At 46.1% G+C, this 24,997-nt stretch carries 34 protein-coding genes; 30 read left to right on the top strand and 4 right to left on the bottom strand.

Annotated features, from left to right (window positions below; all coding sequences use genetic code 11):
* Nucleotides 1-101: 101 nt before the first annotated feature.
* Complete coding sequence (locus MHH92_RS23660) at nucleotides 102-2,282, top strand: HelD family protein (protein ID WP_340906758.1); 2,181 nt, start codon at nucleotides 102-104, stop codon at nucleotides 2,280-2,282.
* Between the two features lie 122 nt (nucleotides 2,283-2,404).
* On the opposite strand, the gene MHH92_RS23655 is transcribed toward MHH92_RS23660, so the two are convergent.
* Entirely contained in the window at nucleotides 2,405-3,307 is a 903-nt protein-coding gene (locus MHH92_RS23655) for a DMT family transporter (protein ID WP_076252952.1), read from the bottom strand.
* A complete protein-coding gene (locus MHH92_RS23650; protein ID WP_253502834.1) occupies nucleotides 3,304-4,047 on the bottom strand; it encodes an SDR family NAD(P)-dependent oxidoreductase in 744 nt (247 codons plus the stop codon). Before MHH92_RS23650 ends, MHH92_RS23655 begins: the two co-directional genes overlap by 4 nt.
* A 136-nt stretch (nucleotides 4,048-4,183) precedes the next feature.
* On the opposite strand from MHH92_RS23650, the gene MHH92_RS23645 reads away from it, so the two are divergent.
* From MHH92_RS23645 to crcB, 4 genes are read left to right on the top strand one after another with little or no spacing between them, the layout of a single operon-like run.
* Nucleotides 4,184-5,074, top strand: coding sequence for a LysR family transcriptional regulator (locus tag MHH92_RS23645; protein WP_237176949.1), 891 nt, complete (start codon nucleotides 4,184-4,186; stop codon nucleotides 5,072-5,074).
* A 42-nt stretch (nucleotides 5,075-5,116) separates the two neighbouring features.
* A complete protein-coding gene (locus MHH92_RS23640) occupies nucleotides 5,117-6,424 on the top strand; it encodes a replication-associated recombination protein A (RefSeq protein ID WP_340906756.1) in 1,308 nt (435 codons plus the stop codon).
* A gap of 33 nt (nucleotides 6,425-6,457) precedes the next feature.
* A complete protein-coding gene (locus tag MHH92_RS23635) occupies nucleotides 6,458-6,859 on the top strand; it encodes a fluoride efflux transporter FluC (protein ID WP_340906754.1) in 402 nt (133 codons plus the stop codon).
* Nucleotides 6,856-7,215 (top strand): fluoride efflux transporter CrcB, encoded by a 360-nt coding sequence (gene crcB / locus MHH92_RS23630; RefSeq protein ID WP_340906751.1) that lies wholly within the window; start codon nucleotides 6,856-6,858, stop codon nucleotides 7,213-7,215. Before MHH92_RS23635 ends, crcB begins: the two co-directional genes overlap by 4 nt.
* Nucleotides 7,216-7,358: 143 nt before the next feature.
* Here the strand turns inward: crcB and MHH92_RS23625 are convergent, their stop codons facing one another.
* Complete coding sequence (locus MHH92_RS23625; protein WP_340906750.1) at nucleotides 7,359-8,537, bottom strand: tyrosine-type recombinase/integrase; 1,179 nt, start codon at nucleotides 8,535-8,537, stop codon at nucleotides 7,359-7,361.
* Nucleotides 8,538-8,550: 13 nt separating this feature from the next.
* Nucleotides 8,551-9,180, bottom strand: coding sequence for a LexA family protein (locus MHH92_RS23620; RefSeq protein ID WP_340906749.1), 630 nt, complete (start codon nucleotides 9,178-9,180; stop codon nucleotides 8,551-8,553).
* A gap of 163 nt (nucleotides 9,181-9,343) precedes the next feature.
* Here MHH92_RS23620 and MHH92_RS23615 point away from each other — a divergent pair, with 163 nt between their 5' ends.
* The 25 genes from MHH92_RS23615 (at nucleotide 9,344) to MHH92_RS23495 (ending at nucleotide 24,975) form a co-directional block, all read left to right on the top strand.
* Nucleotides 9,344-9,598 carry a helix-turn-helix transcriptional regulator gene (locus tag MHH92_RS23615; RefSeq protein ID WP_340906748.1) on the top strand — a complete coding sequence of 85 codons (255 nt, stop codon included), beginning with the start codon at nucleotides 9,344-9,346 and terminating at the stop codon, nucleotides 9,596-9,598.
* Between the two features lie 12 nt (nucleotides 9,599-9,610).
* Nucleotides 9,611-9,835: a helix-turn-helix domain-containing protein gene (locus MHH92_RS23610; RefSeq protein ID WP_340906747.1), complete on the top strand. Its 225-nt coding sequence runs from the start codon at nucleotides 9,611-9,613 to the stop codon at nucleotides 9,833-9,835.
* Between the two features lie 84 nt (nucleotides 9,836-9,919).
* Complete coding sequence (locus MHH92_RS23605) at nucleotides 9,920-10,132, top strand: hypothetical protein (RefSeq protein ID WP_340906746.1); 213 nt, start codon at nucleotides 9,920-9,922, stop codon at nucleotides 10,130-10,132.
* A 68-nt stretch (nucleotides 10,133-10,200) separates the two neighbouring features.
* Nucleotides 10,201-10,509, top strand: a complete 309-nt coding sequence (locus MHH92_RS23600; protein WP_340906745.1) for a hypothetical protein — start codon at nucleotides 10,201-10,203, stop codon at nucleotides 10,507-10,509.
* A gap of 96 nt (nucleotides 10,510-10,605) precedes the next feature.
* The gene (locus MHH92_RS23595) at nucleotides 10,606-11,055 is read left to right on the top strand and encodes a hypothetical protein (RefSeq protein WP_340906743.1); all 450 of its coding nucleotides are present in this window, start codon (nucleotides 10,606-10,608) and stop codon (nucleotides 11,053-11,055) included.
* Complete coding sequence (locus MHH92_RS23590; RefSeq protein WP_340906742.1) at nucleotides 11,048-11,431, top strand: hypothetical protein; 384 nt, start codon at nucleotides 11,048-11,050, stop codon at nucleotides 11,429-11,431. The genes MHH92_RS23595 and MHH92_RS23590 overlap by 8 nt, the downstream gene beginning before the upstream one ends.
* A 23-nt stretch (nucleotides 11,432-11,454) precedes the next feature.
* The gene (locus MHH92_RS23585; protein WP_340906740.1) at nucleotides 11,455-12,621 is read left to right on the top strand and encodes a hypothetical protein; all 1,167 of its coding nucleotides are present in this window, start codon (nucleotides 11,455-11,457) and stop codon (nucleotides 12,619-12,621) included.
* The gene (locus MHH92_RS23580) at nucleotides 12,621-13,247 is read left to right on the top strand and encodes a hypothetical protein (RefSeq protein ID WP_340906739.1); all 627 of its coding nucleotides are present in this window, start codon (nucleotides 12,621-12,623) and stop codon (nucleotides 13,245-13,247) included. The genes MHH92_RS23585 and MHH92_RS23580 overlap by 1 nt, the downstream gene beginning before the upstream one ends.
* Nucleotides 13,216-13,554, top strand: a complete 339-nt coding sequence (locus MHH92_RS23575) for a hypothetical protein (RefSeq protein ID WP_340906737.1) — start codon at nucleotides 13,216-13,218, stop codon at nucleotides 13,552-13,554. The genes MHH92_RS23580 and MHH92_RS23575 overlap by 32 nt, the downstream gene beginning before the upstream one ends.
* A gap of 14 nt (nucleotides 13,555-13,568) precedes the next feature.
* On the top strand, nucleotides 13,569-14,483 hold the full coding sequence (locus MHH92_RS23570) for a hypothetical protein (RefSeq protein WP_340906735.1): 915 nt from the start codon (nucleotides 13,569-13,571) through the stop codon (nucleotides 14,481-14,483).
* A gap of 75 nt (nucleotides 14,484-14,558) precedes the next feature.
* The gene (locus MHH92_RS23565) at nucleotides 14,559-15,125 is read left to right on the top strand and encodes a PcfJ domain-containing protein (protein WP_340906733.1); all 567 of its coding nucleotides are present in this window, start codon (nucleotides 14,559-14,561) and stop codon (nucleotides 15,123-15,125) included.
* Nucleotides 15,122-16,087 (top strand): DUF3102 domain-containing protein, encoded by a 966-nt coding sequence (locus MHH92_RS23560; RefSeq protein WP_340906731.1) that lies wholly within the window; start codon nucleotides 15,122-15,124, stop codon nucleotides 16,085-16,087. The genes MHH92_RS23565 and MHH92_RS23560 overlap by 4 nt, the downstream gene beginning before the upstream one ends.
* A gap of 319 nt (nucleotides 16,088-16,406) precedes the next feature.
* A complete protein-coding gene (locus tag MHH92_RS23555) occupies nucleotides 16,407-16,778 on the top strand; it encodes an ASCH domain-containing protein (protein ID WP_340906729.1) in 372 nt (123 codons plus the stop codon).
* Nucleotides 16,756-17,055 (top strand): hypothetical protein, encoded by a 300-nt coding sequence (locus MHH92_RS23550; protein ID WP_340906728.1) that lies wholly within the window; start codon nucleotides 16,756-16,758, stop codon nucleotides 17,053-17,055. Before MHH92_RS23555 ends, MHH92_RS23550 begins: the two co-directional genes overlap by 23 nt.
* Nucleotides 17,056-17,066: 11 nt before the next feature.
* Nucleotides 17,067-17,234 carry a hypothetical protein gene (locus MHH92_RS23545; RefSeq protein ID WP_179263803.1) on the top strand — a complete coding sequence of 56 codons (168 nt, stop codon included), beginning with the start codon at nucleotides 17,067-17,069 and terminating at the stop codon, nucleotides 17,232-17,234.
* On the top strand, nucleotides 17,212-17,400 hold the full coding sequence (locus MHH92_RS23540) for a hypothetical protein (RefSeq protein WP_340906726.1): 189 nt from the start codon (nucleotides 17,212-17,214) through the stop codon (nucleotides 17,398-17,400). Before MHH92_RS23545 ends, MHH92_RS23540 begins: the two co-directional genes overlap by 23 nt.
* Nucleotides 17,397-17,747 carry a hypothetical protein gene (locus tag MHH92_RS23535; RefSeq protein ID WP_340906725.1) on the top strand — a complete coding sequence of 117 codons (351 nt, stop codon included), beginning with the start codon at nucleotides 17,397-17,399 and terminating at the stop codon, nucleotides 17,745-17,747. Before MHH92_RS23540 ends, MHH92_RS23535 begins: the two co-directional genes overlap by 4 nt.
* Nucleotides 17,701-18,102 carry a hypothetical protein gene (locus MHH92_RS23530; RefSeq protein WP_340906724.1) on the top strand — a complete coding sequence of 134 codons (402 nt, stop codon included), beginning with the start codon at nucleotides 17,701-17,703 and terminating at the stop codon, nucleotides 18,100-18,102. Before MHH92_RS23535 ends, MHH92_RS23530 begins: the two co-directional genes overlap by 47 nt.
* A 561-nt stretch (nucleotides 18,103-18,663) precedes the next feature.
* A complete protein-coding gene (locus MHH92_RS23525) occupies nucleotides 18,664-19,020 on the top strand; it encodes an HNH endonuclease signature motif containing protein (RefSeq protein ID WP_340906723.1) in 357 nt (118 codons plus the stop codon).
* Nucleotides 19,013-19,378, top strand: a complete 366-nt coding sequence (locus MHH92_RS23520; RefSeq protein ID WP_340906722.1) for a hypothetical protein — start codon at nucleotides 19,013-19,015, stop codon at nucleotides 19,376-19,378. The genes MHH92_RS23525 and MHH92_RS23520 overlap by 8 nt, the downstream gene beginning before the upstream one ends.
* An 88-nt stretch (nucleotides 19,379-19,466) precedes the next feature.
* Nucleotides 19,467-20,054: a terminase gene (locus MHH92_RS23515; RefSeq protein ID WP_340906720.1), complete on the top strand. Its 588-nt coding sequence runs from the start codon at nucleotides 19,467-19,469 to the stop codon at nucleotides 20,052-20,054.
* Nucleotides 20,047-21,810 carry a terminase large subunit gene (locus MHH92_RS23510; RefSeq protein ID WP_340906719.1) on the top strand — a complete coding sequence of 588 codons (1,764 nt, stop codon included), beginning with the start codon at nucleotides 20,047-20,049 and terminating at the stop codon, nucleotides 21,808-21,810. Before MHH92_RS23515 ends, MHH92_RS23510 begins: the two co-directional genes overlap by 8 nt.
* A 111-nt stretch (nucleotides 21,811-21,921) precedes the next feature.
* Nucleotides 21,922-23,178 carry a phage portal protein gene (locus MHH92_RS23505; protein ID WP_340906717.1) on the top strand — a complete coding sequence of 419 codons (1,257 nt, stop codon included), beginning with the start codon at nucleotides 21,922-21,924 and terminating at the stop codon, nucleotides 23,176-23,178.
* Complete coding sequence (locus tag MHH92_RS23500) at nucleotides 23,108-23,731, top strand: HK97 family phage prohead protease (RefSeq protein WP_340906715.1); 624 nt, start codon at nucleotides 23,108-23,110, stop codon at nucleotides 23,729-23,731. Before MHH92_RS23505 ends, MHH92_RS23500 begins: the two co-directional genes overlap by 71 nt.
* Before the next feature lie 14 nt (nucleotides 23,732-23,745).
* A complete protein-coding gene (locus tag MHH92_RS23495) occupies nucleotides 23,746-24,975 on the top strand; it encodes a phage major capsid protein (RefSeq protein ID WP_340906714.1) in 1,230 nt (409 codons plus the stop codon).
* Nucleotides 24,976-24,997 lie beyond the last annotated feature (22 nt).

The raw sequence follows: 24,997 nt of genomic DNA, 5'->3' as shown, positions 1-24,997 counted from the left end.
ATGTGGCTTTCAATTGCCCTATGTGATATAGTAAGTATCCTTTTGTATTGCCAGATCTAGGCGATGCAGAGCAAAACATATTCTTAGGAGGTAACTGAAACATGTCAGACAGCTTTCAAAGTGCCTATCAAGAAGAAGAGTACAGGTTAGAGCGAACGATGGAGGAAGTGGATAGTCAGCTGGAACGACTGCAGAACATTCCGGTATACACCGGCCACGACTTCACAGAACAAGTGCTGGAAGCTGGACGCGAAGAGCGCCGCACCGCCTTGTCCAAGAGCGCGCAGCAACCCTATTTCGGACGCTTGGATTTCGAAGAACAGGGCAGTGGTGCACGGAAACCGCTGTATATTGGCAAAATTGGCGTAGACCGCGAAGAGGTGGGAGAGCATCCGCTCGTCATCGACTGGCGTGCTCCTGTCGCAAGCCTGTTTTACTCATTTACGGGAGGGGAAGCCTCCGCTACGTATGAAGCCCCGGAAGGGCTTATTGAAGGTCTCGTATATCTGAAACGAAACGTTGTCATTCGGCAGCGGATATTGGAACGTGTGGCGGATACATATAACCGTGACAGCGACCAGCCAGCGGTATCTGATGAATTCCTCGTTTATCGTTTGGGAGAGAACAAGGATAACAAACTGCGTGATATCGTATCTACGATTCAAGCGGAGCAGGATCTGATTATTCGTGCGGCGAGAAACACCGCATTGATCATTCAGGGTGTAGCTGGATCCGGGAAAACGACGGTTGCCCTGCATCGGCTTGCCTTTTTGCTATATCAGTACAAGGAGCAGGTATCTGCAGAGAAAATGGTTATTTTTGCGCCCAACCACATGTTTCTGGATTACATCTCGGATGTGCTTCCGGAACTTGGAGTAGGGGACATTCAACAGCGGACATTCCCGGATTGGGCGATGAACCTGCTGGGGCTGGATATGCCTTTGGCGAATACGTCGGATACATTGAACACCTGGTTCGAAAAACCTGATGCACGACCTGAATTGAATGATGATGTACCTGGGCGTTACAAAGGATCACACCGTTTCATGGAGCTTATTCGAGAATGGTTGTCGGGGATGGAAGCGGATTCCGTACCGGATATGGACTTCAGTCCATGGGATGGTAAGGTGCTCAGCAAGACGGAGATCGAGAACTGGTTCGGTGAGGAATATAAACATTATCCACTAGCCAAACGCAAAGAACGGGTCATGGCGAGAGTTCACCGCTGGATTGAGATGGAACTTAAGAAACCGATGCCAGAAGCTGTGCGCAAAGAACGCAAGAAAAAAGCGTCTACTCGTGAGAAAGCTTATGCCAAAAAATGGCCTCAATACGAGCCGCTTACGCTATACAAACAGTTGTTCAAAGCTACAAAGGGTGGGTCTGTGCCAGCCTCGCTCAGCGGGCTTATTCCAAAACTAGTCATGAAACAAACCGCAGCAGATCTGAAACAGGATATCGTCCGTGAAGAGGATCTGCCTGCATTGGTATACATTCATACATTGGTCCATGATATTGAGGGTTCGGAGCGGTTTGATCATGTCGTAATTGATGAAGCGCAGGACTTTTCCCCTTTTCATGTGGCGTTATTGGATCAGTTCGTCAAAGGGCATTCCTTCACCATACTGGGTGACTTGTCTCAAGGCATTCATGAGTACCGTGGTGTTCATGCGTGGGAAGAGGTGAGTTCTCTATTTCCTGAGGAACAGAATGCATACTTTGCATTGACCCGAAGTTATCGTTCAACGATGGAAATTATCGATTATGCCAACACGATTCTGGAACGGGGCGTCAAGAGCGGGATTACGGCGATTCCTGTTTTCCGTAGTGGTGATCCGGTTCGGACGTTGGCTTATGGAGGCGAAGGGCGGACGGCGAGTCTGGAGCAGGCTTTGAAGCAGTTAACGGTCAAAGACTACCGAACGGTCTCCATCCTGACCCGTACACTGCATGAAGCAGAGGAACTTCATCGTGAACTTCAGGACGCAGGCTGGGATCTAAACCTGATCGATGGTGGCAAAAAGCAGTACACGGGTGGACACTCCGTTTTACCGGTCTACTTGTCCAAAGGGTTGGAGTTTGATGCCGTTATTGTGGCAGACGTAGACCAGAAGCATTATTTGCCAAATGCGGGTGATGCAAAGCTGTTGTACGTTGGTTGTACACGGGCCTTGCACGAGTTGTGGTTGTTCCATGACGGTGTACTGCCGATCTATGCGGCTGCAACACATAATCCCGATGGCGAGTCCGTAACCATTCAGGGTTGGCCAGAGCTTGGCTAGATAAAGTTTATTTATACAGAAAAAGGCATGACGTTTATGGAGAGTCCCATAAGCGCATGCCTTTTTTGCTTTTGTGCGAGAAATGATTAATCTTCCAAGGAAGAACGATGGGGAGTTCAAGTTTATGTTACGCTATTTCTCATTCTGGATGAGCGACGGTTCACCAGGAATATGCCAACACCAATAAATAAACCGCCTGCTAATGCAAACCACTGAACGTGCTCTCCTAGTAAAATCCAACTCGATAGTACACCAAAGAACGGCGCCAGAAACAGATACGAACTGGTTTGGGCTGGGTCACTATTCTGCAGCAGATAAAACCAGAGTGAGAACTGAATGATGGAGCAAACAAGCGTTAACCAGAGCAGCGCCATAACCGAGGTGGTATTGATCGTAAAGTGAGGCTGTTCAGTCCATACGCTCAGCAGAAGCAACGCAGCACCTCCAGCAAGCATCTGATAGGCTGTTAAGACAAAAGTATCGTAGCCATTGCCCCAGCGTTTGATGAGCAATGTGGACACGGCAAAGGAGATCGCTCCACCAAATCCAATCCAGGTTCCGGGGCTAAAGCTCATTTGCATTCCAAAGGTTAACATAATCCCGATGAAACCGAGTATAACACCGATCCACTGACTGAAACGGTAGGTCACTCTATATAAGAGAGCACTGAGGATAATGACCAGTAGCGGATTGGTAAACGTAATAATGGCGGATTCACCGGATGTAATCCAGTTCATGCTGTAGTAGGCGCAGCCCATCACTCCTGCGGATTGGAACAGGCCAATAAGGATTATTTTCAACCAAGACTGCCATCCAGTAGGCAAAGGACGTTTACGAAGGAACAAGGCCATCAAGCCACCTGCCAGTATATAACGTATGCCCATGAGCAGGAAAGGTGGGGCATATAACATGCCGATCTTGCCAACTGGAAAAGAAGTGCCCATGATTAACGTTGTCAAAATGATCAATAATGTATATTTCAATGGTTTGATGATCCGGGTATCTTTATCATGACTGGAGCTCATAACGTCTGTCCGCTATCTACAGTAATTAGTTGCCCGGTCATGGATTGCTGTTCCAGCGCAGCACAGATCATGTGTGCGATATCTTCAGGTGAGGCAATATGCTGTAATAACACTTCTCCACCAAGACGATACATTCGCTCCTCGTTTCCAGCCCACCACCTTGTAGCAACTGCGCCAGGGACGATAGCATTCACCCGAATGTGTGGTGAGAGTGCGTGCGCAAGTGATAAAGTTAGACCGTGAACGGCCGCTTTGGAGACGGCGTAAGGGAGGCAGGAGCCCGAGCCCATACTGCCTGCGATGCTGCCCAAATTCACGATAGAACCACCGCCAGCCTGTCTCATGCCTTCCGTCACTGCACGAGCGCAATGAAACATGCCTTTCACATTCACATCAAGTAGCTCATTCCAGACGTCATCTGTAACAGACTCCAGATCGTGCATGGGGATATGACGCGTGATTCCGGCGTTATTTACAAGTGCAGTGATCGGGCCGTAGGTTTCAGTTATTGTAGTGACCATCCGCCGGACATCAAGATCATTGGCAACATTAGCTTGAACGGCGAATGCATAGCCTCCCGTATCCAAAATGTGTTGAACAGTCTCTCTTGCTGCATCTTGTGAGCGGGAATAGTTGACAGCGACCAAGGCTCCGCGTTCAGCGAGCATCTCACTTACAGCACGTCCTATACCTGTTCCACCACCTGTGATCAGAGCAACTCTATTTTTCCAGTATGTCATGCTGAACACTCCTTATCATCAACCAGTCAGATGACTGGTTTGGGATCTACATGAATTGTAGTCCGGTTTACACATGAAGTATAATGATTGGTAATGAAGCGGATATCATTTTGAATGATGTCAGAGTGGAGGGACCATGGAGAGCGGGGATCTTAGAATATTTCAGTGTGTTGCACAGGAAGGGAATCTGACCAAAGCTGCCTCTAAACTGGGGTATGTTCAATCCAACGTAACGGCACGAATTCGGCATCTGGAAGCAGAAGTAGGTACAACGTTGTTCATTCGTCATAACCGAGGCATGACGTTATCTCCAGCCGGAGAGATGCTACTGACCTATGCAGATAAAATTATTGGCTTGCTGAATGATGCTTCCAAGGCGCTTCGGGCGACGAGCACACCATCGGGTCCAATGCGAATAGGTTCTACACAAACCTCAGCGGCCGTGCGGCTACCTGAACTTTTCGTCAGATATTACAAACAGTATCCAGATGTCTCCTTGTCACTGGTTACTGGCAATTCGCAGATGCTTATGGATCAGGTTATTGGGTATGAATTGGAGGGAGCATTTATAGGCTGTCCCTGTGATCATCCTGATATCGTTTCTATTCCCGTATTTGATGAGGAACTATTTGTTGTCTATTCTGGTATGGGTCCTACGGATGAAGATCTTAAGAGTAAACCTATTCTTGTCTACAGCATGGGGTGTTCCTATCGTCAGGTTTTGGAGGAATGGTTAGAGGTGGGTGGTGTTACCCGTCCAGTAATTATGGAATTCGGAACCCTTGAAGCGATTATTAGTGGAGTTACGTCCGGTATGGGAATTTCCTTATTACCAGAGATTGTGATTAGGCATCAGATCAAAAATGGATTATTGCGCACGCATACACTCCCCGTAGGTATGAATCGCATGATGACTCATTTTATTACTCGCAAGGATGCCTTTGTCAGCAGTGCACTTCATGCATTTATGGCTATGTTACCGCGAGAGTATGATATGATAGAGAGTGGAGAACCATCAGAAGTGTAATTGTATTCAAGGCAAGGCAATCCGTTAAGGAAGTGATGAGCAATGGATTTATTTTCGTTTCAACAGGACTCAAAACCACAAGCTAGACTGCTCGCGGACCGCTTGCGGCCAGAGCATCTGGATGAATATATTGGACAGGAACATATTATTGGACCGGGGAAATTACTCCGGCGCGCCATCGAGGCTGATCAGATTTCGTCCATCTTGTTATACGGCCCTCCGGGATGTGGCAAGACAACCTTGGCACATATTATTTCCCAGCAAACGCAAGGACAGTTCGTACGTCTGAATGCAGTGGAAGCTTCCGTTAAGGATGTGCGTGAAGTCATCGAACAGGCGCAAACGAACAAACAGCTGTATGGAACCAAAACCATTCTGTTCCTCGACGAGGTACATCGGTTTAACAGTTCACGTCAGGATGCGTTATTGCCAGCGGTAGAGAAGGGCACGATTATTTTTATCGGCGCAACAACAGAGAATCCCTTTCATTATGTCAATGGAGCCTTGATGAGCCGTTCTACTCTGTTCCAGCTAGAATCGCTAAATAAGGATCATTCCCTAATTGCAATGCACAGAGCATTGAGTGATGCGGACAAAGGTCTGGGGTTCATGGAACTGCAGGCGGACGATGAGGCGCTTGAACATATTGCTACGATGGCCAACGGAGATATTCGGCGTGCGCTTAATGCGCTTGAACTGGCTGCGTTGACGACGCCACCGGAGAAGGATGGATCCATTCATATTACGCTTGGCGTAGCTGAAGAGTCTATTCGGCGTCCCATTGTGAAGGCGGATGAATCGACACAGTATGATGTGTTGTCTGCATTTCACAAGAGTATTCGGGGTTCCAGTGATGCGGCGTTGTTCTGGTTTCTATACGCGGTGGAGAAGCTCGGCATGGACCCGATGACCTTCATTCGGCGCCTGATTGCAGCAAGTAGTGAAGATATTGGACTTGCGAACCCGCAAGCCATGACTCAGGCGATTGGAGCACTTGATGCGTACCGAAATAACGGCTGGCCTGAAGCCAAGCTGAACATTGCACAAGCGATTTTGTTTGCAGTAGAAAGTCCAAAATCCAATGCGGTGTACACCGCCATTTCCAAAGCCATGAACGCGATTGATGAGGTAAAATCGGCAGAAGTTCCGCTTCACTTGCGAGATACGCATTACTCGGGTGCCGTGAAGCTTGGACATGAGGGTTATCAATATCCACACAACTATCCGGGGCATTACGTGAAACAAGAATATTTGCCAAAGCAGCTCTCACGGAGAGTATTCTATGAGGCAACGGAGCAGGGTAACGAATCGAAGATCAGGCTGAACCAACAGCGGCGCAGAGATCTATAAGATCAGTCAGATCACTCGGGAGATGCACACAACATGAAAGAGCTTTTGTATATAGGGGCGGGTGGATTTCTCGGCACATTAACCCGATATGCTATACAGTTAGCGATACCAACTGTCCATGGGGGATTTCCATGGGCAGTGCTGTTAATCAATGCGATGGGCAGCCTTTTTTTGGGTTGGTTCTTTACCATAGCTGTTCCAGGCAAAATAACACCACAACTTCGACTGGCGATTGGTACAGGTTTTACAGGCGCATTTACGACATTCTCCACGTTTACACTGGATATTGTTCGTTTATCCGAAGGGGGCGAATGGATCAGTGCCGCTATTTATATGATCGTGAGTCTGTTGGCAGGATTGTTGCTTTGTGCGCTGGGAATGAGCCTTGGACATCGTATGTCGGGAGCACAAAGACAAGAGGGTGATGCCTCATGATCCTGTGGATTGGTTTTGCAGGTGTGCTGGGTGCGGTACTGCGTTACAGTCTGGGAAAATGGGTCTCTGGCTTGCTGGGAATGGCCTTTCCATGGGGAACATGGATCATCAACATCAGTGGTTCACTGTTGCTTGGGTTGTTATATGGGTGGCATGAATCTGCAATGATCTCAGATGGAATCTGGGTGATGTGGGGAACCGGATTTTGCGGTGCGTACACCACGTTCTCTACCTTTGGTTATGAGACGTTAGGACTTATGGGTCGACAACGATACGCAAGCGCGGCGCTCTACGTTGTAAGTTCGGTTCTAGTTGGGGTGTTTGCCGCCTGGGCAGGGGTCTGGTTGACTGCATAACGAACTATTTTTAATTTTTTTGCAAAAATAAGCAGGAAAAAAGCCATCCTTCATGGTATACATGACGGGTGATGCGTATAGAAGCCCGATATAAAGGGTTTTTTCTGCTATTTATTTTGCATTGACCACTTTTTGACCACAAATCAAATTTCACTCATAAGGTCAGAGAATTTCTGAGCAGCCTCTTTCTTTTTTGTCTTGGTTACATGTAGATAAACATTCCGAGTTGTGTTGTCATCTTTGTGGCCTAGCCTATCCATGATTTCTTGAAGGTCTACTCTTGCTTCAGCGAGGAGGGAGGTATGCGTATGTCTCAATGAATGAGGTGTCAAACTTGGATTCAAACCCGCCGACTTCATAAATCTTCTCATTTTAACTTGGATCGCCTTTGCTATTTCAGGATAACCAGCAAATTCAGCATCGGTTCTAGCTATAACAAATCCTTCGTCATGGTATCTTTTTCTGTTGGCCATCTTTATTTCTTTTTGCCAGTGCATGTGGTTCTTCAGTTCTTGAACAACAAATAGATCTATCTCAATTTTTCTTTTTGATTTCATTGTTTTTGGTGGAATAAGCTTGTAATCTTTAATCTTCCCTTTGGGGTTGTAGCAGGTTTTAGTAATGCTTATCACGCCTTCTTCAAAGTCTACGTCTCTCCATTTTAAAGAAATCAATTCACCTAGTCTCATTCCAGTATAAGATAACAACATGAAAATAACGTAATCCTGGGGACCACCTTTGGTAGCGGCAGTTTTTAAGAGTAGGGCAAGCTCTTCTTTCTCTAAATACTTTACCGCCTCTTCCTCGGCTTCGATTTCCTCTACCGATTTTTGAGTTTTGGGGATGTATGAATATTGAGTAGGATCAACTTTTATAATATCTTTCTCCATAGCTCTTTTAAAAATCATCTTCCCTGTGCTCTGTATACCACTGAGTGTTATATGAGCGAGTCCTTCTTCATGCAGTTTGTTTATGGCAGATTGGTACATCTTTTTAGTTATATCTTTTACTTTTAGTTTTGCAAAAAAAGGTAATAACTTATTCGACTCATATTCTCTGATTCTAACAGAACTAATTTTCACTTTACCGCTTGTACGGTACATTTCAAACCATTCATCTTTAAGTTCTTCAAAAGTCATACCTTTATCAGAAGTATATAAACCGTTAGCAATTTCCTCTTCAAGTAAAACCCCAGCCTTATAAGCCAGTTTATCGGATTTGAAACCACCCTTGGACTTTTGTATTCTAGCACCTGTAGCAGGATCAATCCCAACGTTTACAGTATACTGCCATCCTTTACCCTTCTGTCTGACATATGGCATCAAAAAGACCTCCTTAAAAATTAACTATAGCTTTTTTCAATTTCCCAATAATGTAAATCTCATTACCGTTGTTTGGTGAAGCGACAATAGGGGGATAAGCTGCATTTTCTGATTGCAATATTATGCTTCCATTTTGACGAAAGACCCTTTTTAAATAGACTTCATCATTCACTAGAACCGCAGCGATTTCACCATCCTCTATTGTCTCTTGTTTGTTAATTAGCAACAAGTCTCCATTATGTATGCGTGCACCGATCATGCTGTCACCTTTAGCAATCAAATAAAAATAGTCACCATCTGACACCCAATCTGCTGGTGTGTCTTCATAATTTTCAACTTCTTCGAATGCGAGGATGCCATTTCCGCAAGATATCTTCCCGACTATAGGTACACTTACCATACGGCCGAATGTGCTGAATTGGCTAGATCCTTCTTCAAATAGAGCGCTCTTTGGAATATTGAAAAAAGATGCTATTTTCTCAATGCTTCCGGCATTAGGCAGTTTTTGAGCTGATTCCCATTGGGAAACAGTAGTCTTTCCTAAGTTAAGTGCTTCAGCTAATGCCTGTTGAGACAAATTTTTGTTTTTCCTTAACTTCAAAATGTTCTTACCAAATATATGTTTTACATCATTTTCAACCAAAGTTTAACGCCTCCTAAGAATTATCGCTTCCTCTGTAATAGTATACCCATTAGAGAACTTTTACAATACAAAATAGCAAAAAAGTTTTCTAAAAGAGGAAATACATTGTTGACAGTTCACCAAAAGAGAACTAAAATGAAAAACATGAAAGGAGGGATTGCACTTGGCAGATGTCCCGTTGAACCTCAAAAACACTCTTAGATCATTGCGAGTAAAGCTAGGCTATACACAAGCGGAAGCAGCAAATTTGTTGGGGATAACGCCTCCAACGCTCAGGTCTTGGGAAAAGGATTCGACCGCAATAAAATGGACGAATGTTGAAAGGATTGAATCTGTTTACCACACTCCAAGAGACTATATTTTTTTTGGCGAAGAGGTCTCTTTTAGTGAACGAGCAAAAAAGACATATGTATCCTAGGGGGTTAAACACATGGCTAAAATTCTTACTGCTAGCGAGATGCCAGATATCCTGTCTGCTCAGTTAATCGCAAACTACCTTGGTTTATCTCGTAGCACAGTCTATTCACTCTTTGATGTCAAACCAGAGTCGGGTGGGATACCGAATTTTACAATTGGTATCTCCCGAAAGGTAGATAAGAGAGATTTTTTCAGTTGGCTAGATCAAAAAAAGGAAGCTTCAAATTCTGCGGTTTAACAGTTTGCTGAATGTAACAATGTATTCGGACGGTGCAACAATGTATTGGAAAGTTGGAAAGGAAAACACAAGGGGGGATATAGCATGTCTGAATTTGTATCTCTGAATTGGTTCGCATGGGTCCATCTACAGAGCCTCATCACATTCCGTGATAGTGAGCAGACAATGGATGCCGGAAACGACTGGTTGGATAAAGAGATATCTGATTTAAAAACGGATCTTGGAATACAGGAGGGGCAGACACATGAATCAGCAGTTACAATTGCGCATTCAACTTTTGAAGCAAATGCAATCTGAACATCCTGACACAGCGAGTTGGTTTGATGACTCACTTTCATTTCTAAGTATGGAAGGAGGGGAATGGGATGCAGAACAAACGTCGGGAACTACGCAAACAGCATAACGAAATTTGCAGAAAGATCATGGATTCAACAGATGGAAAGCAGCTCAAGCAGTTACATGCAGATAGGAAGAAGATTGAGGATAAGATTCAACGTACCGAAGGCGGTCCTGTTGTATCTAAGAGTAAGAAGAAACCAAAGCGTCATATTGGTAATTGCCCTCTATGCTTTCGGAAAATCGAATACGGAGACAGTTATGTTCAGGCAGGCAAGTTGACATTCTGTAACGATCGTCACCATAAGGAATACATTGCACTGTTAAAAGAAAAATGACCACGCCTGGTCCGCGTAGTCATTCGGTTCAAAGCTATTCAAAAATAATTACGGCAATCATATCAAATTTCAAATAACAACACAAGGAGGTAAGCGGTGGACATTAACGATTATCTCCGTGAACTATACGAATCACGTACCAGTGCTGAGCAAATGAGCGAGTACGTCAAGCAGATCAAACGACTCCGCGAGGAAGCTGATCAGTACGACGAGTACTCCCCAGGCGGAATGGTAGAGAAGATTCGTCTGCTTACAGATGCTCACATGATCATGGGTCGTGTTTCGGCTCAGAAGGATGGAGATTACGCCAAAATACACGTATTGCGTGACAATGTTGACGCTGAAGCTCGGGCTACGGCCAAGCGCGGTGAGAAGGAAGTAGCGGCTGCACGTGCAACTGCTGAACTGCGAATGATAGAAGCTGATGCACTGGAGCAAAAGGCTTATTGGAAGAACGAGCTAAATTCGGTGAAAGAAAAGATTTATGAGCTGCGCCTACGGGTGCGGATTGAAATGCATATAACAGGAGGCGGAGTACATGGCTGAGTTTGGTTTGAATCCTGTTCCTAAGCCTAAGCATAAGCGCCGTAAGCTTACTCAGGGACAGCACACGGCTATTACTGCCAAGGTGGATAAGGAAGTATACAGACGCTCCAGCGAGGCGGGGTACACGAAATGTGAGCGTTGTGGTTGCAGTGTACCACGTTACCGTTTTGAACGTGCACATATGATCAATGCAAGCCAGTACGGTACAGGACGTTCACCGTGGAATATCGTTGTCCTGTGTGGTCCAAAAACGGCTATGGGAACTTGCCATAACTGGGTGGATGAAACCACCGACGGACGGGCATGGAAGGTGAACAAGCAGGCTGAGCTTTACATTTACTACACAGTCGGAGACGGCAAACAATATTGGAAGTAGGACATGCATAGGATGTCCGCAAGATGTCCAACGGACATCCACTGGACGGTGTGCGGATGTCCTGCCCATGTCGGATTGAAGGCGGTGGAAATCTAAAAATGTTATGGATAAAAAGCTACGTAGCGACAGACAGAGACCCCAAAACAGGCAAACTTTGCCGCCGTACAGGTATGGATAGGCCGACTGCGGTAGGGGCATTACACATGTTTTGGTGGTGGGCGGTAGACTGGGCACCGGATGGAGACATAAGTGAAATTGAAGCAGCAGACATTGCGGATGTAATGCATTTCAAGGGAGATCCGGAGGAACTTATTTCTGCTCTGAATGAAGCTGGGTATATTGAAGAAACTGAGGCGGGGCGCGGGATTGTTAACTGGATGGATATAGGCGGAAAGATCATTCAGAACAAAGAAAAGGACGCTGCTCGAAAGGCTGAGAAGCGAGAAGAGGAAAAGAAAGCAAAGTCCTCTTCTACCCCTGTCCCTAAGAAGTCCAAAGGAAGTCCAACGGACATCCCAACGAAATCCGATGCAGAGATAGAGATAGAGATTAAGAATAAGAAAGATATTAAAGATATACCACCAGACCCAGAAAAAGAGCCAAACCCAGATCCAAACCAAGATCAAGGTCAAAACCCGAAATCCGAACAGACCGCCGAAAGCTCGGCCTCGCCGGATTCGCAAACGGGCGAAAAACCGGAAAAAGGTTCCCAAAAAAAAGTAAAGCGGGTCTACGAAGAAGGAAATGCGTTTCTGAAAATGGCGAACTATCTGAAAGAAAAAATTGATGGATTCGCGGAAGCAGAAGGTGTTTTGCACTTGACGAAACGCTCGAACATGCAGACATGGGCAGATGATTTCCGGCTGCTGGTCGAAGTTGACGGCCAGGAAGACAAGAATCTCATTCGTGATGTGATGGACTGGCTACCGAAAAGCGTGTTTTGGCGGAAAAATGTACTATCTGGCAGTAAATTCAGGGAAAAGTTCGGCACTTTGGTTTTGGAGATGCGCTCGGATAAGGCAAAAGGCGGAAAGGGTTCCGGCGGCGCGGGAGGCGGCAAGCCTCAAAAGCCAGTAATTCCAATCGTTTCAAACGAATCTGGTAAGGATGAAGGGCCATCCGATGAAGAGTATGCCGAAATGATGCGTAATGCAGCAGCTATGCAGGCTGCAAAGGCGGGTGAACGCTAATGAACCCACTACACCGATGGTTGAACAAGCAAGAAGTGGCGAATTGCGGTATTCCGGTATTCGTTCCGCGGCAGGTTGAAGTCAACGGTGAATGGGTTACGGGTGGGCGCTGGAATATGGATCGGCCCATAGGTGATATTTTGCTGGGGCAAAGGCGCTGCGGGGAGCTGGGCGCTGGTGTGGCTGAAGATGAGCAACCAGCCGGATACATTTATGCGGCAAAGGTAAAGGATCAGTATCGATACATCCCATTGTTTTCACGAGCTGCGGAACAACTCGAAGCGGACAAGCTCACCAAATTAGAGCAGAGGGCCATTGAGTTACGCCAATCATATGCCGGATATGGAATGAGGGCGCGCATTGATAGGGCTGTGGCTTCACTAGTCGATCAAGGCTATACGTTGGATCGTCTCAAGTTGGTCATATCCCTCTTCGATCCGATAGCAGCTGATAAAGATGTTCGAACAGATTACGGCATGTTGACTGTGGCACCAGACATTATGGTGCCGGAAGGCGTGTCTTATGTGATACAGGATACTGGCAAGGACCGTGCGCTTGCTTGGGTAAAAAAACGCAATGAATGGAGGAAGGAACATGGAAGCAGCAATAGCAAAGTTGAGGGCTGAAATGGATGGTACAGGTACGAACGCATATATCAAGGTGATTGGGGATTTCTTGATTAAGCATGTGCAGGCTAATCCTGGTACTGCGGATCAGGTAATGGTTGCTGACAGGACGATTGCCAAGAGTTTGGTGGCAATAGAGGCAGAAGCCAAGAGAAAGGCGGTTGGAGGCATGGCTATGCTGACAGATGAAGAAGTGCTTCCGATTGTGATGAATTACTTTGGTCTACAGGGTGCGCCTACTGCAACACCCGCACCAGTTGAGCAAAAGACTGCGCGTTTTGATGTCAAATTGGATGATTTCTTTTGAAGGAGGACATTAAATTGGAGTACAAAGAGGCATTAAAGCATTTTCCTCAGAAAATCAGTCGCTCACTTACTCGTTTCGCAACAGAAACAGCCTTGAAAAGTAGCAGATACTTGTTCATTAAATCAGCTAAAGGCATTCAGTCTGCTTACTGCACGCATTGCGCTAAGCAACATTTTCCAGAAGCGAAACTAAAGCATAAGCAACTTCTGCCGGTACAATGCCCTCACTGTAAATCTAAGTGCAAAGTACGAGCCTCAGGTTTGGGGCGTAAATACATGGTAGATCGTGCTGTAATTGTCTGGTATGAAAAATCAGTCTTGGATGACAAAGCTTTAGTCGCAAGAGTCATAGAGGTAAGAAGAGATTACAGCGGGGATTACACAAAAGTAGCAACAGAATACAGCAACAATATGCATTATGTATTCCAAACTGGTAAAAGTATCTATTTCAACTATGGAAGACAACGCGCAGAAGTAAAGTCTGCTTTTGATGAGATAGCTACGCGATATGGAGCTGGGCTTCCGAGGTTCATGTCAATCTCGAATATTAAGAGAGCTGTGAAAGGGACTCCATTCCAGTATTCAACTTGGGAGCAGTACACGGAGTACAAGAATCCCCGTTATGTAACGGACATGGTTGAATTCTTTGACCTAGCAGCCAGATACCCATGTGTTGAGTATCTGTCCAAAATAGGGTTCAAGGATTTTGTATGGGCTAAGCTCTACAGAGATCCGACCTATGGGGCTATCTACTGGCATGGTAACAGCCTGATGAAAGTGCTGCGGCTCAGTAAAGTGGATTTAAGAGAAATCAGAGATTCTAAGATTGTATTAACTCCAAAGGAACTAAGGTTCTATCAATACGCTCGTAAACGCGATCTTCCTGTGACCCTTCAGGATGCAAAATTAATAGGTGAAATGTATGACTGACAAGAGAAGGAGTATTTCAAAGATGCTTGTACTTATGCTCCTGAAGATGTGGTAATCAAATACGTCATTAAGCAAATGAAGAAGGACCATTATCGGGATGATCGTCTATACAGCATGCTTTCCGATTGGCGCGATTACAGGAAAGAGTGTAAGGAATTGGGGATGAGCTTGGAAGAGGATCGTTACTTGTTCCCTAATGACCTGAGAAAGATTCATACGGAGCTAAGCAAACGAATCAAACTAAAAAACAACAAGCCTCTTGATTTAAAGATCCGTAGCCGAGCGGACATTCTGAAAAAATACATGTTCCAAATGGATGGGTTCCTAATGCGTCCTATAGCATCACTTGAAGAGTTATACGATGAAGGTACGGAGCTTAACCATTGTGTGGGTAGGTATGCAGAAGATTATGCTAAAGGACAAGTGATTCTCTTTTGTGTAAGGGAAGAAAGCAAGCCTGAAACCCCCTTTTACACTATGGAGCTTGTGGGGAGTAAGGTAATGCAATGTCGGGGTTTTAAGAATTGCAACATGACTCCAGAGGTGAAGAGTTTTGTTGATAAGTTTGTGGAAACCAAGCTTGTGATTAAAAAACAGAAACGTGTTCGTGGATCAAAAAATAACGAGGGGGTAGCCGTATGAGCCAATTAGCCATCCGCACTATCGAGACAATCGCCATTGAGATTAACAGCATTAAGGATCACACAAAGCAGATCGTACTTCACAGTTCCATTGAGATTGGAAGACGACTCACAGAAGCCAAAGAAATGATGCCTCATGGTGAGTGGATGAACTGGCTGGCTGATTCTGTTGATTATAAACAATCTACAGCCAATAACCTCATGAAAATATTCAAAGAGTACGGATCAGATCAGCTTACTTTGTTTGGAGATAACGCCGATTCCCAAGCGCTTGGAAGTTTGAACTATACGCAGGCTGTGGCCTTACTTGGAATCCCTGCTGAGGAACGGGAAGCGTTCGTTCAGGAAAATGATGTGGACAACATGTCTACTCGTGAGCTGGCGGAAGCGGTTAAGGCTCGGAAGGATGCCGAAAAAGCTCAGAAGGCAGCAGAGAAAGCACTTAAAGAAGCTCAGAAGGAAATGGAGAAGGAACAGAAGCTCCGCCAGAAGCTGGAGACACAGCAGGCGGACCATGCGTTGATTGTTGAACGGCTCCAAGCCCAAGCAGAGGAAGCGGCAGCAGCTGCGGCTAAGGCTGAATCTGGTGAGGATGATGGACAAGCTGCTGCACTCCAAGAAGCTCTTGAGGAATCACAACAGCAACATGCTGCATCGCTTGCACAGATCAAGCAGCTCGAACAGGAACTGAAAGCAAAACCTATTGATGTTGTTCCTGCCACTATTGAGATTGAGAAGGTACCGCCAGAGATCGAGGCCGAGTTGGAAGAGTTGCGGAAAAAGGTTGCACAAGGCACAGGTGAGGAAGCGGCCATATTCAAAGCACACTTCAAGAACCTGAACGATGCCTTTGCTAATTTGCTCGGTGCTCTGGAGATCGTCGGGAAAACGGATGAAGAATTGCATACCAAGTATAAGGCTGCTACAAACGGCCTCATTGACCGGATGAAAGCTGAGTTGTAACCATGCGCTTCCTCTTCTTCTTTTTCGAAGAGTTCCAACGAGGGATGGTGTGCCGAGTTAATCGAGGACTGAATGAAGGAACAATGGTGGTTGTTGATAAGGTTGATGAGGATATGCTTTGGTGCTATGAAAATAAACCAGTCACTCGTCGTCTGAATAGTCGCGGGAAGTGGGTCATAGATGTTGACCCCGCCTGCTTCACATCATTGTACAAGCGGGAAATGCTTGATATTACAAATGAGATCCCGAAGCAAGATGATGGATGGGGTGCTTCCTACAGGAAGGCTCGGTTGAGTTTGAATAGTGGGGGGATATAAAGATGCAAGGACTCTTAATAAAGCCATATTGGGGAAATTTGATCTTGTCAGGGGAGAAGACCTGGGAGATTCGAGGTAGCCAAACGCATAAGCGCGGAAAGATCGGGATTATCATGAGCGGTAGCGGAAAGGTATGGGGAGAAGTTGACCTGGTAGACTGTTTCCCTTGTACCTTGGAGCTATTCGGTAGAAATCAATTGAAACATCGAATTCTGCATCACGGATTGCTTGCGCGATACAACCAACCATGGGTGTGGGTACTGGAAAATCCAGTGAAATACCCTGAACCTATAACATACAACCATCCGCAGGGCGCTGTTATATGGGTCAATCTGGATAGGGGGATTGAAGATGATCAAAGCAATAGCGTTTAAAGCAAAGGGCAAGAAAGGGCGGTACCTGTGTGACGGTATGGATTGTGGTGACTGGTCAGACACGGATCTGGATACAGAAGTCTTGTCCGATGCCATGATGATCATCCGTCCGGATCTTGCTGAGCCAGGGGAGCAGGACATTGAGGACTTCTTTAGTTTAATCACTCATTTGCCACTCAATAACGATGTCCAGTCAATCAAGGATAATTACGAGCCGGTATCTGTGATACTGACACAGGCTGAATTGAATAAAGTTAGAGCACGGAATGAATGGTGAGGGGTGCTGTCATGCCTACAGAGTTTGAATTGGGGGATACAGTAGAATGTCCGGTATGTTGCCGGGTGTTCACCATAACCCGCATCGATGACGAAGAGCTGGACGATTCAGACCTATATTTTGAACATGTAACAATGTGTGATGGAGGGGAACACCATGGCGAGAATCAGATATTTTAAAAGTGAGTTGGCGGGGGAACTGGTTGAGCTGTTCGAAAGTAGCCATCCAGCCCGAGCCATTGCCGATATAGCAGATAAGAAACGTGCCCAGCGGGATCTAATTATTACTCAGATACCTGAGAGCGTGTATAAGGAGTTGCAGCAGTCTGAGGCGGTGGGGAAATGACAGCACCGACATTGGAGGACGTGCAAGCTAAGTTGGATATTCTGGCGAAGGAAAGATTCGATGAATCCGATTATGAATTGTTCTGTGCTCTGCTTCACCAGTTGGACAAGTATAAAGCTTTGGCTGATAGCAACAGAGAGGCACTATACAACCAAGATAGGGAATTTGCTTCTCATATGGACATTCAGCAAGAGAAGGTAGAGTCATTGAATCGTGATGTCGCTTATTGGCAGCATAGATGCACCTTGTTATTTGTTGAAAATGACCGATTGAAGAATCAATCAGGAGAGGGTGTAGAGCATGGGGGCGGTGATGGTCCAAATGGAATTGATACCAAGCGCGGATGAAAGAGACATTGCCCAACTGGTCAAACTGTTGACTGATGATTACCATCAATGGTTGGCATCTATGAAAGTTTTGAGTAAAATGCCTGTATTGACTCCAGACCAACAGGCCAAGTATGAAACGTATCAAATGCAGGTTGATGTAGTGCAGGCCGCTATAGATGTCATCATGGATAAAGAGGCTCGGGATATCATCATGCATCAGTACATCAAATCGACCCGCCGCAAGTACACAGTTGCACTATTCCAGGGTCGCGGACTAAGCGAACGCACAATTGATAGACGGATCAGCAAGGGGTTACTAAGCATAGCCAACACACTCAAGGATTGTGGAATGCTTTGGCCCTCCGAAAATTGACGGTAAATTGACGGTATGTTGGCAATCGAATGACGGTGAAACAGCAATACACTAGGCACATAGAGAGGTTTACCCCTCTCCGGTGTGCCTGCCCGTTATCGCAGCGGACTCGGCTGCGCTGTGGGAAGGCGTTTCCTTAGACGTGGATCGTCAAGGGTGCAGTGTGGGGATGGGGTTAGATTCCCCGCAGCCGCTCCATCCGGGCGGGATATAAATACGGATACTATTATGGCCTACAGGCAGCAGCTGGCGTTCGAGTCCCGGCAAGGCCAACTACGGTGTTTTCTTCATATCCTTTTTGAAAGCCATCCAACAGCGGGTGGCTTATTTTTTTGTGTAATCCCAAGCGCTTGTAAATATGAAGGGAGGTTTTGAGGATGTCCAAAGGTGGTGGCAGGCTCATTGATTAGAAGTCCGAGATTTGTAGCGATTAAGGAACGGCCTGTACCTGTTCTGTCTAATCTCCAGCCTGTTCAATGTAGAGGTTGCGTGTGGGGGACATGGGCGGGTGCTAAGCAGATGTGTATGTTACCGAGGTGCAGAAAGGAATGAGCGCTGATTATGCCGCTTAAAAGGTTCTGCAGTAAGCAGGGATGTAAGGAGACCATAACAGAGGGCAGATATTGTGAAGACCACCAAGACCAAGTACATAGCTATGACCAAGATAGAGGGACAGCAGCTGAGCGTGGATATGACAGCCGATGGCGTAAGGCCAGAACTGGATTCCTGAAGAAGCATCCGCTGTGTGTCACTCATTGGAAGGACGGCTATGTGCAAGCCTCTACAGTAGTCGATCATATCAAGCCACACAGGGGAGATAAGACGCTGTTCTGGGACCGCAACAACTGGCAGGCTCTATGCAGGCAATGCCACGCTATCAAGACAGCTAAAGAGGATGGAGGGTTTGGCAATGGCTAAGGAGATGAGGTTAGTCTGTGTAGTGTGTTCGAATGAACAGACAGGCTGGACGAATGAAGACGGAACTGCATGTAATAAGTGTGGAGGCTATGCCCAACCAGTAGGATATTACGATGGTCAAGGGTCTTATATTTCTCACTCACATAAGAGTCCGAATGAACATAACATCACGCTTAACATTCAACTGGCCCCATGGGTAGAGACTCTAATACAGAGCCTGCCCAAAGCATTCGAAGAGGCAGTCAAAGCAGGTATGCCCGTTCAAGTGGCTCATAAAGAGTGTGAAGAGATGGTCAAACGAATTATTTCCTATGCCTTCACTATTTCTTCAGGTAGGGTAGGGGGGTCAAATCTCTAAAAACCTTTCGGCTGATAGACCGCGTCGGACTTATTTCGCGTAAAAACTCGTTTTATTAATTTTTCAGTGACTCAGGCAGGTGAACCCAATGGGAAGGAACGCAAAACCAGTTTCCCTGCACCTCGCTGCGGGGAATCCGAATCGATTGACAAAAGAACAAATTAAGGCACGACAGGAAGGGGAGATCAAACTTGGAAAAGCTGAACTCGACAAGCTGAAACCTCCGGCATTCGTGAAGAATGATCCAATTGCCTTTACTCACTGGAAGCAATGCATGAAAGAATATAAAGCGGCAGCCGCACAGAATATTGAACTGATAAGCAGTTCAGATGTGGGGCTTTTAGCCATGTATTGTAAGACGTATTCGGAGTATGAAAGACTTCAAAAATCATATCAAACGATTGATAAAGTCGCCTATGATTCTGAAGATTTGGACGAATATATTGAAGAATCCGAAGATTTTAACATGAAAGTTAAGAAACAATTACGAAGCATGATTGCGGTTGATGGATTGCTTCGGATAGAGACAGCGATAAACAAGAAAATGGACATGCTGCTGAAAATGCAGGATCGTTTGTTCCTTAATCCGCTGTCCAAAGTAAAAAACGTACCGAAACCAAAGGCCCAGCAGGAGAAGGTAAGCAAGTTCGGGAAGTTTGGGAACCGAAGTGGCTAGTCCTCAGATTTATCCTTACAACACAGTTGGCGAGGCGGACCGAGTAACGGCCTATGCTCTCGAAGTCACGTCCGGCAGGATCACAGCGGGACAAGCCCAACGTCAGGCGTGTGAAAGGCACCTTCGAGATTTAGAACGACAGGGTACGGAAGAGTTTCCTTACGTGTTTGACCCAGATAAAGCCCATGAGATCATCGAATTTGCTGAGTCCCTTACACTGGCTGAGGGTGAGGAACCGATGCCTCTTGAATTATGGGGGTTTCAAGACTTCATCTTTGGGAGTTGGAACGGCTGGCTGAAGATGGACGGATATCGGCGTTTTCGAACATCGTACATCCAAGTAGCTCGGCAGAATGGCAAGTCATTGGGCAACGCGGTTCCTTCACTGTTTTACGGAAACTTTGACGGGTACAGTTATCCTCAAGTGTATGTAACAGCGACAAAAGAAGCGCAGGCACGAATTGTACTGAAAGAGTGCATCAAGTTTATTGATGCAGATCCAGAGCTGGCCGGGGATAAATACGAATCCGGTCTTTTTGACGTGAAGGATTATAAAAGTACAATCCTATGCACCGTTTCAAAAGGTGAAATCAGGGCGCTTGGCCGTGATACAAAATCCATAGACGGTTTCAGGCCTTACTTTGCGAGTGTCGATGAATATCACTTGCACAAGGATAACCAGATGTACAAGCTACTGGCAGACGGTACGAAGAAGCTGAAGCAGTGTCTTATTTCCGTTATCACAACGGCCGGGTTTAACATCAACGGTCCATGCTACGAACTGTATAAATATTGCAAGATGGTTCTGGCGGGTGCTCATGCGGATGACACGCAGTTCATATTCATTTGTGAGCTGGACAAGGAAGACGATGTTTGGGACGAATCGAACTGGCCTAAAGCAAATCCTCTCTGGACTCCTGAAACATTGGATAGCTTACGAGCTGAAGCGATCAAAGCCAAGGTTCAGCAAGGAGAAGAGCTTCGTAACTTCCTGACCAAATCCCTGAACAGATGGGTGCAGTTCTCAGACACTCAGTACATGAATATGGAACACTGGGTTAATTGCGAATCCGATACAACCATTGAGGACATGGAAGGCAAAGAATGTTACTTGGGTCTGGACTTGTCTTCAGGCGGCGACCTTACGAGTGGTGCATTGGAATTCCCGTTAGATATTGATGGGCAACGCAAGTATTACATTCATTCACACAGCTGGATTCCTTCGGCCCGTGTCGATGAGCATGTGAAGAGTGACTTTGCACCGTATGACATGTGGATTATGGAAGGGTTGTTAACTCCGACAGAGACCATGGGCGGCGTCAAGACGGATTACAAATACATCCTGTCTTATTACCGAGACTTGATCAAAAAACATAACCTCAAGCTGCTGGGCATTGCGTATGATCCACATAACGCAGATGCCTTTTTGTCTGACCTTGAGGAATTTGGAGTGGATCTGGTTGAGATTGTTCAGAGCGCCAAGAGTTTGAATGATGCTACGGTTGATTTCAAGTTGGAGGCAGAGGCCAGGAACGTCATTTATGACCGAAGAAATAAGCTGCTGACATGGAGCATGGCGAATGCCAAGACGGTCAGTAACAGTTTTGGAGAAATCAAGATCGACAAAGACCCTTCTTCTAAGACGAAGCGGATTGACCCGGTGGACGCCGTCATTGATGCTCACAAGTTGACGCTTTCTAATTCGGCCAAGCCAAAGAGGTCTGTTTACGAGGATCGAGGCGTCAGAGCGATCTAATGAAAGGGGGTGTACACACTGCGGATACCATTTGTTTCAAAGTTGTTGGAGAAGCGAAGTCAACCAAGTGAGTCAAGCGATACAAGTGATTTGGAAAACCCGAAACGGTGGATGTATAAAGCGTTCGGCGCTCTCACAGGACGGGGGGCTAATGTCACAGAATCAACGGCCATGCGTTCAACGGCCGTCCTTACATGTGTCAGGATACTTGCAGAGTCGGTAGCATCTCTTCCGTTGCCAGTATACAAAAGGTTAAATCCTAGAGGGAAATCCAGAACAACACATAGGGTTGGTTATCTTCTTCAAAATCAGCCCAATCCAAGGATGACGGCATTCACCTTCCGGGAAACGATGATGGCTCACATATTGTTGTGGGGGAACTGTTATGCGGAAATTGAATATGACTTAGCAGGGGAAATAGTTGCTCTTTGGCCGATCCCACCTCACAGAGTTGAACACATGGAGACAGCTGATGGAGATCCGTTTTTCAGAGTCTCAACCAAAGATGGTAAGCAGCATAACGTACCGTTTTATGCCATGTTCCATATACCAGGGCTTGGATTTGATGGTACCAAAGGCGTATCCGTCATTCATTGGGCACGGCAGGCTGTTGAATTAGCTCTAGCGACTGAACAATTCGGTGCAGATTTCTTTGAGAATGGAACAAACGTGGGTGCAGTCGCAACGCTACCCGGTACTTTGTCCGATGCAGCATTTGAACGGCTCCAAAAATCCCTTCGAGAAAAATACGAAGGGCTTGGTAAAGCTCATCGTCTGATGCTCTTGGAAGAAGGCATGACCTTTTCAAAGAACACAATTCCACCCAACGATGCTCAGTTTTTGGAAACGAGAAAATTCCAGATTCTTGAGATTGCAAGGGTATTTCGTGTGCCTCCACACATGATGGCAGACCTTGAACGTGCTTCGTTTTCTAACATAGAGCAACAGTCGATTGATTTTGTCATTCATTCTCTCCGGCCTTGGCTTATTAGGTGGGAACAGACGATCAGCTGGAAGTTGTTTTCAGAGAGCGAACGAAAGAAGTTCTTTGCTGAACATCTCATTGAAGGATTGCTTCGAGGTGATTCATCTGCACGCGCTGCCTTTTACAAGGAAATGTTCAACATGGGTGCTTATTCTCAAAACGACATCTTGGAAAAAGAAAACGAAAACCCAATAGAAGGTGGAGACAGATACTGGGTACCGTTAAACATGTTGCCGCTGGATATGGTCGATGAGTATTACAAAAATCAGAACAAAGCTAATCCGATTCCACCTGGGGGAGGTGATAACAAAGATGGAGAAAAAGACGAAGGAACAACGGGAACTGATCCTGCAGGAGAGCAAATTGGAGGTTCGCAAAGTTGAGGGTGAGCCGACAAAGATCATTGGTTATGCCGTGAGATGGGATCAGTTATCACACCCGATTTATGGCATGTTTCAGGAGCGATTCAAGCGTGGAGCATTCACGGCCAGTTTGATTAACCCGGATGTCTATGCAGCATGGCAGCATGATGCGAGGGAAATTCTGGGGAGAACACCAGGAACATTGCTTGTTGCTGAGGACGACATTGGTCTGAGATATGAAATCACACCGCCAAGCTGGGCGGAAAAGTATGTGGAGACGATTGAGCGCGGAGACGTGCGAGGATCGTCTTTTATTTTTCGCCCAACTAAAGAAGAATGGGACGAGACAAATGAAGATATGCCAATCCGTACGGTGGTTGAAGCTGAACTATATGAGGTAAGTCCGGTGACGTCTCCGGCATATCCACAATCTACGGTAGGCGTTAGGTCTGCTGAAGAAGTGTTCCATGAAAGAATTGGCGATGACGACGACGATTTACTAGGACTGAGCGACGAAGAGTTAGACATGATCATGCTTGAACATGACATGAGGATGAGAAAATTGAACCTATAAGGGAGATGGATTGTTTGAAAAATCTTATCGAATTGAGAAAAAAACTGGCTGCAAAGAAAGAGGAAATGCGTTCACTTATCGTGTTGGCTCAGACAGAGAAGCGCGGCTTTACTGATGACGAAGAAACCAATTTTACAACCATGGAAGCAGAGGCCCGTTCCTTGGAAGATGAAATCAAACTCGAAGAACGTGCCCAACAGTTTGCCATGGGTGGCAGCGGAGCAAAACATACACCTGAAGATCCAGCCCATGAAAGTGAGTTCCGTAGCTTGGGCGAGTTGATTTCTTGCTATCGTTCGGACCCGTATGATCCACGGTTGAAAGAGTACCGGGAAATGGCCGCGGGAACTAAAGCTTCAGGCGGGGTTTTCGTACCTCCTAAGTTCTCGGCGCAACTGTTTGAAATTACGCCAGAAGAAGCAGTGGTTCGTCCACGTGCTTTGGTTATTCCTGCTGATGAAAACGCTCCGGATTCCAGCACTACATTCCCTGCGCTCGATCAGGGCGCTGGTTCCAACATGTATGGTGGAGTTGAGGTGAACTGGATCGGTGAAGGTGACGAAAAACCTGAGACAAGCGCTAAGTTCAGAGACCTGACTTTGACGCCTCATGAGGTCGCTGCTCATATCGTTGTCACAGACAAGCTTTTGCGGAATGCTCCAGCTGTGAACACCATCATTACAAAATTATTCAGAGGTGCGATTGCTGCAGCTGAGGATGATGCTTTCCTCTACGGTAATGGAGTCGGCAAGCCAAGCGGGGCCATGGTATCTCCAGCATCCATTACAGTGCCGCGCGAAACGGCGAACCTGATCACTTATCCTGACGTTGTTGCCTTGATTGCTCAAGCTAAACTTGGTGGTTCTTTGATCTGGGCCGCATCTCAATCCATTTTGCCGCAACTTTTGACTATGAAAGATGAGGCAGGTAATTTGATCTTCCAACCAAATGTTGCTGACAAGATGACAGGGACGCTTCTTGGATATCCAATCCGATTTAAGGAGAACGCGCCTATCCTTGGGTCAACAGGTGACCTGGTACTTGGAGATATGGGTTACTACCTTATTAAAGACGGTTCCGGTATCTTCATCCAAGCTTCTGAACATCCATTGTTCAAACAAAATAAAACAATTATCAAAGCCTTCTGGAACGTGGATGGCAAGCCTTGGGTTAATGGTCCGTTTGAAATGGAGAACGGTTATAAAGTGTCGCCATTTATTAAGTTGGGTATCCCAACACCTTAATTAAATAAATCATGTGGCCCGG

It is taken from the genome of Paenibacillus sp. FSL M7-1414 (genome assembly GCF_038003195.1).
GTDB classification, from domain to species: Bacteria; Bacillota; Bacilli; order Paenibacillales; family Paenibacillaceae; genus Paenibacillus; species Paenibacillus amylolyticus.
This window is presented reverse-complemented; position numbering and strand designations above follow the sequence as displayed.